Raw genomic sequence first — 11,807 nt, forward strand, 5'->3', positions numbered from 1 at the left:
CTATAAGACCGAGTTGATCCATCACGAAGGGCCCTGGCGAAACGTCGATCAGGTCGAGGCCGCGACCGCGGACTGGGTGCAGTGGTTTAACACCGAACGCATCCACAGTTCGATCGATGGCCTCACCCCGATCGAACTGGAGCAGCTCGAATATGCTCTGACCGAGCCCCTCGAACAAGCGGGCTGACACCAGCAATACGCTCTCCGAACACGCCGGGGGGATTCACACGTCCGACGGCGGCGCGGTAACCGCGGGAGGTGAGGAACCCCTGGACTGCCGGTCCAAGGACTCGGCAGATGAGCTCGACCCCGAAACGATCCCGGTGCAGGTCAATGAACCGGATCATCTCGGTCAGGGGCGGTCGAGCTCCTTCGCGAAAAACACGCTCGCAGCCTTGAGGATCTCGTTCGCCTTGCGCAGCTCGGCGTTCTCCTTCTGCAGCCGCTTGATCTCCGCCGCCGCATCCGTGGTCAGACCGGGCTTGACGCCCGCGTCGGCCTCGTAACGGCGCTGCCACAATCGCAGCGTTTCCGCGCTCATGCCCAGCAGCCCGGCCACGTGACGCACCGCGCTCATCATCGTCGGGTGCTCCGGCCGTGCCTCCGCGAGCATCCGCAAAGCCCGCTCACGCATCTCCGGCGAATATCTTCTGTTCATCGTGTTCCATCCTTGCTTGAAGAACGGAACGAAAGTCAGGCCGATTCACAGTCCCCCTTGTTGGCCGGGAAGCTGCGTATCCAAGACCGGGACCTTCGACCCTTGCGCCACCTCGGCAAGAGCGGGACCATGTCATTGACATGATCAGGCACACATGAACTCCGCTCTCTCCACGGTCAGCCTGACCCGGCGCGGGTTCCTCGCGGTGGGTACCGGCACGCTCGCTGCTGTGGCTTTGGCCGCATGCGCGGCACCGCCGCGGTACATCACCCCCTCCGGCCCAGCGGTGCGAGCAGCGGAACTTGCTCGAGGCGGCACCGGCCGCGTCACGAGCATCGATCTCGTGGCAGCTCCCACCCAGATCGATCTCGCTGGCACGATCGCGAACACGTGGAGTTACGGCGCGATACCCGGACCAGTCATCCGCGTATCGGCAGGCGACACGGTGCAGGCGAGGCTCCGAAATGGGTTGCCGGCCGACACCTCGGTGCACTGGCATGGACTGGCTCTGCGCAACGACATGGACGGTGTGCCCGGGGCGACCCAAGCTCCGATCACCTCGGGCAGCGACTTCAACTACGAGTTCGTCACCGACCAGCCCGGCACCTATTGGTTTCACCCGCACGTCGGCCCGCAATTAGACCGAGGTTTATACGGGGCGCTGATCGTTGAGGATCCCCATGAACCACTCAGCTATGACGACGAGTGGGTCATCATTCTCGATGATTGGCTCGACGGTGTGACGGGTACCCCTGACGAGGTGCTCACCGAGCTCAGTAGTGGGATGGGCGGGATGATGAGCGGGTCGGGCAGCCACATGTTGATGGGCGCGCGTTCGAGCCTTCTCGGCGGTGACGCCGGTGACGTCGCCTACCCGTACTTCCTCATTAATGGGCGTCCCTCCGCCGACCCCGAGACCTTCACGAGCATCGCCGGCACTCGAATTCGCCTGCGCATCATCAACGCAGCCAGTGACACCGCATTCCGGGTCGCGCTTGGCGGTCACCGGCTCACCGTCACCCACAGCGACGGCTACCCGGTGAACCCGGTCGCCACCGACGCGATCCTCATCGGAATGGGCGAACGCTACGACGCGCTCGTGACGCTGGCCGACGGCGCGTTTCCGCTTATCGCCGCCGCCGAGGGCAAGGACTCGAACGCCCTCGCGATCGTCCACACCGGTTCTGGCGGGCTGCCGGTGTCGGCGGCGTCGATACCGGAGCTCTCTCGCACAGTCCTGACGGCGAGCATGCTGTCCGCAACATCTGACGTCTCCCTCCCACAGCGCACCGCCGATCGGGAACTCACGGCAACGCTGACCGGCTCGATGATGGCGTACGACTGGTCGATCAACGGGCGCCGGTTCGACCCGGCCAACCCCCTGGCAGGCGCCTTGGGCGTGCTCGAGGGCGAACGCGTGCGGTTGCGCATCGAGAACACGACCCAGATGTGGCATCCATTTCACTTGCACGGGCACACGTACCAGCATGCTGGCGGCGGCCCGCGGAAGGACACCTCGATCGTCCTGCCCGGCAAGACCCTCACCGTTGAATTTGACGCCGACAACCCTGGCCTGTGGGCGGCGCACTGCCACAACGTCTACCATGCCGAGTCCGGGATGATGACCGTCCTGGGCTACCTGGTGTCGTGACCACCACCGCGAGAGAGAAGATTCAAATGAGCACGGATATCCGCACTGTTGTCCTGGAAGTCTCCGGCGTGCAGTGGGCCTCTTCGAAAGCCATCGTCGAGACAACGCTGCGCCGCCGACCTGGGGTTATCTCCGTGGAAGCCAATCCGGTCTCGCAAACCGCCACCGTCACCTACGACCCGGGGGCGACCTCGCAAGCTGACTTGCGCACGTGGATCACTGACTGCGGGTACCACTGTGCCGGGCAATCGGTGCCCGAGCACATCTGCGACCCGACGGGCGGCTCGCACGCGGGGCACGCGGCACCCTCCCGAAGCAGCCAAGACGTGATGGGGCACGGTGGCGGACACGGCGACATGTCGATGGCATCGATGATCCGCGACATGCGCAACCGCTTTCTGGTGGCAGCAATCCTTTCTGTCGCCATCACTCTGTGGTCGCCGATCGGCCGGGAAGTGTTCGGGTTTACCGTGCCCGCGCCCTTCGGTCTGCGGGACGACGTCTTCGCGTTGATCCTCTCTCTGCCGGTGATCTTCTACTCGGCGTGGATCTTCTTCGACGGGGCGTTCCGGGCGTTGCGCGCACGAACCCTCGACATGATGGTGCTGGTTGCCGTCGGTGTCGGCACCGGCTGGATCTACAGCCTTGTCGTGACCCTGACCGGTGGCGGCGAAGTGTTCTATGAGGCCGCCACCGTGCTGACATCGTTTGTGCTCCTCGGGCACTGGGTTGAAATGCGTGCCCGCGGCGGTGCTAACGACGCGATCCGCACTCTGCTCGAGCTGGCACCCCCGCGCGCGATCGTCCTCCGTGATGGTGAGCCGGTCGAAATTCCGACCGCAGAGGTGGTGCCCGGGGATCTGCTGCTCGTTCGCCCCGGCGCAAAAGTCCCCACCGACGGCATGGTCGAGGAGGGCGACTCGGATGTCGACGAATCGATGGTCACTGGCGAGAGCCTCCCGGTAACAAAGTCGCCCGGGTCAGCGGTGATCGGCGCGACGGTGAACACCACCGGAACCCTGAGGGTACGGGCCACCAAGGTCGGCGCCGACACGGCCCTGGCGCAAATCGTCGCCCTGGTCCAAGAAGCACAGAACTCCAAGGCGCCCGGGCAACGCCTCGCCGACCGGGCCGCGTTCTGGCTGGTGTTCGTCGCTCTCATCGGCGGCAGCCTGACCTTCGCTGTGTGGCTATTCCTTGGCGCCACACCTCAGGCCGCGCTCCTGTTCGCCATAACGGTGGTCGTCATTACCTGCCCTGATGCCCTCGGCCTGGCAACACCAACAGCGATCATGGTGGGAACCGGCCTCGGCGCCAAACGTGGCGTGCTGTTCAAGAACGCCGCAGCGCTGGAAACCGCAGCCCGCATTGACACGGTCATCATGGACAAAACCGGAACCCTCACCAAGGGCGAACCAGAAGTAACGGACGTCATCGAGGTGGGCATCCCTCGCCTAGAACTACTGGCACTCGTGGCGGCAGTGGAGAGGGAGTCCGAGCATCCTCTTGCCGCAGCGGTCGTCTCTTACGCCGAAGGCCAGGGTGCCGAGAAGCTTGACGCCAGCGAGTTCCGCAACGTCCCCGGGCATGGTGCCGGGGCCACCGTCAGCGGGCGCCGTGTACTCGTCGGTAACCGCAAACTCATGGCCACCGAAAACGTAGACATCAGCACGGTCCTCGACCAGCGCGAACAGTTGGCCTCGACCGGACGCACCGCGGTTCTCGTCTCCGTCGACGGAAAAGCCGCGGGGGTGATCGCACTGGCGGATGCCGCCCGAGACACGGCCCAAGCGGCTATCGCGGCCCTCCACGAAGCTGGCATCGAGGTGGCGATGCTGACCGGTGACAACGAAGCGACAGCCCAACGGATCGGCGCTCTGCTGGGCATCGACACCGTCATCGCCGAAGTCCTCCCGCAAGACAAGTCTGCCAAGGTCGCCGAGTTGCAGGCCGCCGGCAAGAAGGTCGCGATGGTCGGCGACGGAGTCAACGATGCTCCCGCCCTAGCACAGGCAGACCTCGGAATCGCCATCGGAGCGGGAACCGACGTGGCCATCGAAACCGCGGATGTCGTGCTCATGCGCTCGGATCCGTTGGATGTTGCGATCGCGTTGCGAATCGGCAAGGGAACGGTGCGCAAGGTGCGGCAGAACCTCGGTTGGGCAATCAGCTACAACGCCATCGCGTTACCGATCGCCGCCGGAGTGTTCGTGGGCGTTGGCGTCATGCTCAGCCCCGAGATCGCGGCAATCTCGATGTCTGGCTCCAGCGCGATCGTCGCTATCAACGCCCTCCTGCTCAAGCGGCTACGGTTGCCCGTGCAGCCCGCACCCTCTGCTCGCCCGCCCCTCGACACCATCGAGGCATCCGTGGCAGGCCTGAAAGAGGGCATCCGATGAAAAAGAAAACGTCGGCGCCGCGCCTGCTTGGTGATTCTCAGCTCGCGCAGATCGACGCCTGGTGGCGCGCCGCCAACTACCTCTCGGTCGGTCAGATCTACCTGCTCGACAATCCGTTGTTGCGCGAGCCGTTGCTGCCCGACCACATCAAGCCGCGATTGCTGGGCCATTGGGGCACGACGCCTGGCCTGAACTTCATCTACGCCCATCTGAACAGGGCCATAATGCAGCGCGATCTCGACACGATCTATGTCATGGGTCCGGGCCACGGTGGCCCCGGTCCGGTCGCGGCGTCGTGGCTGGAGGGAACCTATACCGAGACTTACCCCGACATCACGCAAGATGCCGACGGCATGCGCCGCTTGTTCCGGCAGTTCTCGTTCCCGGGCGGCATCCCCAGCCACGTCGCGCCCGAGACGCCCGGGTCGATCCACGAGGGCGGCGAGCTCGGCTACGCGCTCTCGCATGCCTACGGGGCGGCGTTCGACAATCCCGACCTGATCGTCGCCGCGGTGGTCGGCGATGGGGAGGCGGAGACAGGACCACTCGCGGCCAGCTGGCAGTCCAACAAATTCGTCGACCCGGCCCGTGATGGCACGGTGTTGCCGATCTTGCATCTGAACGGGTACAAAATTGCCAACCCGACCGTGCTGGCAAGAATCACTCCAGAAGAGCTCGATCATTTGCTGCGCGGGTATGGGCACACCCCGTTCTACGTCGAGGGTGACGATCCGACGCAGATGCATCACGACTTCGCGCGCGCGCTCGACGCCTGCCTCGATGCGATCCACGAGATCAAGGCCCGCGCGCGCGACGGCGACGTGCGCCGACCGCTCTGGCCGATGATCGTGCTGCGTTCCCCGAAGGGGTGGACCGGGCCGAAAGTGGTGGACGGAAAAAAGGTTGAGGGCAGTTGGCGTTCTCACCAGGTGCCGTTCACTCAAGCACGCGAAGACGACGAGCACCGCGCGATTCTTGAAGAATGGATGCGCAGCTACCGGCCTGAAGAACTCTTCGACAGCGACGGCGCCCCGATCGAGGCGATCGCGACCCTGCATCCGGACGGGGACCGCCGGATGAGCGCCAACCCCCATAGCAACGGCGGCATTCTTTTGCGGGGGCTGCGGATGCCCGATTTCCGCGACCACGCTGTGGCGGTCTCCAGCCCCGGGACGACCACTGGCGAGTCCACGCGCGTGCTCGGCGGCCTGCTCCGCGACGTGATGCTCGCCAACATGGAGAACTTCCGGGTCTTCGCCCCAGACGAGAACAACTCCAACCGGCTCGACGCTGTGCTCGAAGCCACCGACCGCGCCTGGAACGCCGCCACCGTCGCCGACGACGATCACCTGGCTGTCGACGGTCGAGTGATGGAGATCCTCTCTGAACACACCTTGCAGGGCTGGCTAGAGGGTTACCTGCTCACCGGTCGTCACGGGTTCTTCTCCTGTTACGAGGGCTTCATCCACATCGTCGACTCGATGTTCAACCAGCACGCGAAATGGCTGACCACGACGAACCGCATACCGTGGCGGCGTCCGGTCGCGTCTTTGAACTACCTCCTGACCTCCCACGTGTGGCGGCAAGACAACAACGGCTTCTCACACCAAGACCCAGGATTCATCGACCACGTGGTGAACAAGAAACCCGACGTGATTCGCGTGTACCTCCCACCCGACGCGAACACCCTCCTGTCGGTCGCCGATCATTGTCTGCGCAGCCGGCAGTACGTCAACGTCATCATCGCCGGCAAGCAACCCCAGCTGCAGTTTCTGACCATGGAACAGGCGATCGAGCACTGCACCAAGGGCATAGGAATCTGGGAGTGGGCCAGTAGCGACGACGGGCAAGAACCCGACATCGTGATGGCGTGCGCGGGCGACGTGCCGACCATGGAGACCCTCGCGGCCGTGATGATCCTGAAATCCCATTTCCCTGACTTGCGGATCCGAGTGGTCAACGTCGTCGACTTGATGCGGTTGAAGGATGACCGGGCACACCCTCACGGCCTGTCTGACCAAGACTTCGACGCCCTGTTCACCACACACGCGCCCGTCGTGTTCGCTTACCACGGTTACCCGACGCTCATCCATCGCCTTACCTACCGTCGCGCGAACCACGCCAACCTGCACGTTCACGGCTACCAGGAGGAGGGGACGACGACGACCCCGTTCGACATGTGTGTGCTCAATGAAATCGACCGCTTTCATTTGGCGATCAACGCCATCGACCTCATCCCGCGTCTGCGAGACATTTCAGGGCATGCGCGAGAAGAACTACGCAACGCCTTAATTCGGCACCATGTCTACATTCGAGAACACGGGCAAGATCTCCCCGAGATCCGCGAGTGGACATGGAGCCAGGATGGCGGCGGAGCGCCGCTCACGGACGACCGACCTCGATGAACCCACTTCCGCCGCCCCGAGACCCTCACGATCTTGACCCCTACGAGGCGGTGCTGTTCGACATGGATGGCGTGGTCACCAACACTGCCTCGATTCACGCGGCCGCGTGGAAACAGCTATTCGATCAGGTGCTTCGCGACCCACGAGTTTCTGTGTTGGATCGCGACAGGCCCTTTGATGTGGTTGTGGATTACCGCCGTTACGTCGATGGGCGGAGCAGAGAAGATGGTGTGACTGGCTACCTGGCGGCCCGAGGAATCACTCTGGAGCCGGGGACGCCGCAGGACTCGCCTGAGGCGTGGACCGTGGCGGGACTCGCGGCACGCAAGAACGCGTTCTTCCTCGCCGAGCTGCGCGCGCGAGGGGTGACGGTTTACCCCGGAACCACGGCGCTCCTCGGCAGACTCCGCACGGCTGGAGTCCCGGTCGGGTTGGTCACGGCAAGTCGCAACGCGCACGAATTGCTTGCGGCGGCCGGGCTTTCCGCACAATTCGACACGGTGGTCGACGGTCAGGTCGCGCTCGAACGGCGCCTTGCGGGCAAACCCGATCCGGCGATGTTTTTGGAGGCAGCGCGCCTGCTGGGCGTCTCGCCGGAGCGCACGGCAGTCGTAGAGGATTCCGTTTCCGGTGTGGAGGCAGCCCGTCGGGGTGGGTTCGGACGTGTCGTCGGCATCGCGCGTCAGGGACACCGTGAAGAGTTCGAGGATGCGGGCGCCCACGTGGTTCTGAACGACGTGGGCGAGCTTGACCTGGGTGCCGTGACGACCGACCCGTGGGTACTCACGTACCACGGTTTCGACCCAGCTCATGAGGGCCATCGAGAGTCTTTGACGGCGCTGGGCAACGGATATCTCGTCACCCGAGGTGCACGCCCGGAACACTCCGACGATGGAACTCACTACCCGGGGACCTACCTCGCGGGGGTCTATAACCGCCTGACCAGCAGCATCCACGGTCGCAGTCTGGAGGAGGAGCACCTCGTCAACGTGCCCAATTGGCTCCCGCTTGACATTCGCGTTGGCGCCGGGCCGTGGTGGTCCAGCGGAAGACTGAAGACGTATGACGAACGGCGCGAGCTCGATCTGCGTCGGGGCGTCTCGACTCGTCATGTGACCCTGATCGGTCCGCAGGGCCGGCAACTGAGCGTCGTGCAACGCTCCTTCGTCTCCCTGCATGATCCCCACCTGGCCGTGCTCGAGACGACGATCCGCGCCATCGGATGGAGTGGACCCGTCACTCTCAGCGCGGGGATTGACGCCGGGGTTCGCAACACGAACGTGACCGCCTACATCGGGTCAGACAGCACACACCTGACGTCACCGACGTTCACCCGGGTCGGCGACACGCTGCTCTGCGAGGTAGAGACCCGGAACAGCCGAATTCGGGTCGCCACCGCCCTCCGCGTGAATCTCACCGGCGCTGACGCACAGCGGCCTCGGGAGGTCGAAGAAGCTGGGCGGCGGTTGAGCACGACAGTCGAGCTCGAGCTGACAGAGGGGCGGCCGGCGACGCTCACGAAGACGGCCTCGATCTTCACCTCCCGCGACTCGGCCGTCGCTTCGCCAGGAACGGCCGCAGTCGAACGACTCCAGGTTCTCGCGCGCGACACGGAAGGCGAGCTGCATCGTCACGAGGCGGCGTGGGAGCGTTTGTGGGAGCGCTTCGCGATCACGATCGACGCTGACCCGCGCAGCCAGCTCGCGCTGAACCTTCATCTCTTCCACCTGCTGCAGACACTGTCACCCCACACCGCCGATCTCGATGCCGGCGTGCCGGCTCGCGGCTTGCATGGAGAGGGGTACCGAGGGCACGTGTTCTGGGATGAGCTGTTCGTGCTGCCCGTGCTCGGCCCGAGAACGCCGCACGTTGCCCGGGGGGTGTTGAACTACCGATGGCGCCGGCTGGAATCTGCCCGCGCAGCAGCACGAGCGACCGGATTACCCGGAGCGCTGTTCCCGTGGCAGAGCGGCAGCGACGGGCGCGAGGAGACACCGCACGAGCTCTACAACCCTCGATCCAAAAGATGGATGCCCGACCACTCCCGCCGTCAACAGCACGTCGGCCTCGCGGTCGCGTACAACGCCTGGCGGCACTACCAGGTGACGGCCGATCGTGACTGGCTCGCCGAGCGAGGTGCCGAACTTATCATCGAGGTCGCCCGATATTTCGCCGCCTCCGTCGAGTACGACGAAGCGACCGACCGCTTCCACATCACGGGTGTGATGGGTCCAGACGAATACCACGACGGTTACCCAGACACCCCGGGTGCAGGAGTTCGAGACAACACCTACACGAATGTGATGGTCGCATGGGTGTGCCAGCGCGCTGGCGAAGCACTCGCGGAACTGGCCGGTCATCTCCGCGACGACATCACCGACCGTTTGGGAGTCGGTCATGACGAGATCGAGCACTGGGCTCACGTGAGCGAACGTCTCGCCATTTGCGTGCACGCTGACGGGATTCTCAGCCAGTTCAATGGCTACGAGAGTCTCGTAGAACTGGACTGGGCCGGCTACCGGGAGCGCTACGGCAATATCGGGCGGCTTGATCTGATCCTCGAATCCGAAAACGACACCACCAATCGGTACAAGCTTGCCAAGCAACCCGATGTCGTCATGCTCGTCTACCTGCTCGGCCACGACCAACTGAGGCACCAGCTCGCCCGACTCGGCTACCCCTGCTCGCACGACGACATTGTTCGTACCGTCACGTATTACCTAGAGCGCACCTCGAACGGTTCCACCCTCAGCCAAGTCGTGAACGCATCCGTTCTCGCCGACCTTGATGAAGCCCGCTCATGGTCGCTGTTTCGAGAAGCGCTCATCGCCGACCTTGACGACACGCAAGGAGGAACGACCCGCGAAGGTATCCACCTCGGCGCGATGGCCGGCACCGTAGATCTCGTCGCCCGATCTTTCGCCGGCATGCAACTCCACGCAGAGGTGACCACCTTCGCGCCGAGGCTTCCGCCGCGATTGGCGAGAGTGCGTTTCCAGTTCGCCGTTCGCGGGCACCGGATCGACGTGGATCTCGACCACGAAGCTCTGCGACTTCACCTGTTGCCGAGCTCGGCACCCCCCATACGCTTCAGAACCGAGACGGCGGAGGTACTGCTCGCCGGCGGCGAATCCCACCGATTCCCCCAGAACCCTGATTCCAGCGCCGCGGCGCGCGATGAGAGAAAGGCACGTCCATGAACAAAGTTGCCGTCGGCGTCAACGGATACGGAGTCATCGGCAAGCGCGTCGCCGATGCGATCCTCATGCAACCCGACATGGAACTCGTCGGCGTCGCAGACATCGCCACCGACTGGCGGATCGCATCCGTAGCCAACCGACTGCCGATCTTCGCGGCCACGGAAGACGCGAGGCTGGCGATGACCGTTGCGGGGCTGCGCCCACGGGGAACGCTCGATGAGTTGGTCGAACTGTCGGACATCATCATCGACACCACCCCCAAACATGTCGCCGCCGGCAACCTGGAACGGTATCGAACCGCCGGAGTAAAGGCCGTCTTCCAAGGGGGCGAGTCTCACGCGACCACCGGGCACTCTTTCGTCGCTCAAGCCAACTACGACAGCGCCCTCGGACGAGACACCACGCGGGTGGTGTCGTGTAACACCACGAGCATCGTGCGGGTGCTCGGAGCGCTCGACACCGCCGGGCTTTTGCTGCGCGCCCGCGGGGTCCTCATCCGGCGCGCGACCGACCCGTGGGAGTCGCACTTGGGCGGCATTATGAACACGATGGTGCCGGAGCCGAGCATCCCCTCGCATCAGGGCCCCGATGCCCAAACCGTTCTGCCCGGGCTTGACCTCGTCACCATCGCTGCCAAGGGAGCCCACACCCAGACGCACAATCACTACTGGACGATCCAACTCACCCGCCCCGCAACTCGCGACGAGGTGATTGCCGCGCTTCGGGCGGCACCGAGAATTGCATTCATCCGCATATCCGACGGGCTCGTGGCGCTGAACTCCACTATCGAACTCATGCGTGACCTCGGCCGTCCCCGAGGCGACATGTGGGAGGTCGCGGTATGGGAAGACCTCGTGACAGTTCAGGGCGACGAGGTCTTCTTGACGTACCAGGTCTACAACGAAGCGATCGTCATTCCCGAGACCATTGACGCCATCCGCGCGCTGACGAAGCTCGCTCCGGATGCCGCGTCATCGATGGCGATCACCGACTCGACGCTGGGTATGCGAAAGGATTTCCTCTCAGCGCAGCTTCCCTGATCGACGGTCTCGAGTGTCTGAGTTCATGACATAGGTCTCACTTGATACGTCCCTGATGAGTCGCGACATAGGTCACAGTCGCCCTCATGTCGAAGAACCGGGTCGTGGTCCTGAAGATCATCGCGAAAGAGCTCACCATCAGCGCCGCCGCTGAACGCTATGGGGTATCCCGACGCCACATACACCGCCTCTTGGCCCGCTACCGCGACAACGGTTTGGACGCCGTCGACCCACGGCCGCGGCGACCCCACTCGAACCCGACCGCGACCACCCAGTTGGTGCGCGAGCGTGTCGTGGAACTACGCCTGGAGCTGACCGCGCAAGGACTCGATGCCGGCCCGCTGACCATCGCCTGGCACCTCGAGCGCGAAGGCCACCGGCCACCGTCGACATCAACGATCCGTCGCATCCTGCACACTGCCGGCCTCATCACCCCCGAGCCGCGCAAAAGACC

8 protein-coding genes are annotated in these 11,807 nt (G+C 64.3%); 7 read left to right on the forward strand and 1 reads right to left on the reverse strand.

What is annotated here, in order from left to right; genetic code table 11:
- On the forward strand, positions 1-187 hold a 187-nt coding region (locus FK219_RS12800), incomplete at its 5' end, for an IS3 family transposase (RefSeq protein ID WP_152584259.1).
- A 165-nt stretch (positions 188-352) separates the two neighbouring features.
- Here the strand turns inward: FK219_RS12800 and FK219_RS12805 are convergent.
- Positions 353-658 (reverse strand): transposase, encoded by a 306-nt coding sequence (locus tag FK219_RS12805; protein ID WP_152584260.1) that lies wholly within the window; start codon positions 656-658, stop codon positions 353-355.
- A 343-nt stretch (positions 659-1,001) separates the two neighbouring features.
- Here FK219_RS12805 and FK219_RS12810 point away from each other — a divergent pair, with 343 nt between their 5' ends.
- The 6 genes from FK219_RS12810 to FK219_RS12835 form a co-directional block, all read left to right on the forward strand.
- On the forward strand, positions 1,002-2,309 hold the full coding sequence (locus FK219_RS12810; protein ID WP_328821696.1) for a multicopper oxidase family protein: 1,308 nt from the start codon (positions 1,002-1,004) through the stop codon (positions 2,307-2,309).
- Positions 2,310-2,335: 26 nt separating this feature from the next.
- Entirely contained in the window at positions 2,336-4,708 is a 2,373-nt protein-coding gene (locus FK219_RS12815; protein WP_168212716.1) for a heavy metal translocating P-type ATPase, read from the forward strand.
- Positions 4,705-7,113 carry a phosphoketolase family protein gene (locus tag FK219_RS12820; protein WP_152584262.1) on the forward strand — a complete coding sequence of 803 codons (2,409 nt, stop codon included), beginning with the start codon at positions 4,705-4,707 and terminating at the stop codon, positions 7,111-7,113. The genes FK219_RS12815 and FK219_RS12820 overlap by 4 nt, the downstream gene beginning before the upstream one ends.
- A 50-nt stretch (positions 7,114-7,163) precedes the next feature.
- Positions 7,164-10,313 carry an HAD-IA family hydrolase gene (locus tag FK219_RS12825; RefSeq protein ID WP_328821697.1) on the forward strand — a complete coding sequence of 1,050 codons (3,150 nt, stop codon included), beginning with the start codon at positions 7,164-7,166 and terminating at the stop codon, positions 10,311-10,313.
- On the forward strand, positions 10,310-11,353 hold the full coding sequence (locus FK219_RS12830; RefSeq protein WP_152584263.1) for a type II glyceraldehyde-3-phosphate dehydrogenase: 1,044 nt from the start codon (positions 10,310-10,312) through the stop codon (positions 11,351-11,353). The genes FK219_RS12825 and FK219_RS12830 overlap by 4 nt, the downstream gene beginning before the upstream one ends.
- Positions 11,354-11,439: 86 nt before the next feature.
- Positions 11,440-11,807: helix-turn-helix domain-containing protein (locus FK219_RS12835; RefSeq protein WP_152584264.1), on the forward strand; the 368-nt coding region annotated here is incomplete at its 3' end.

The organism is Microcella pacifica, assembly GCF_009371975.2.
Taxonomy (GTDB): Bacteria; Actinomycetota; Actinomycetes; order Actinomycetales; family Microbacteriaceae; genus Microcella; species Microcella pacifica.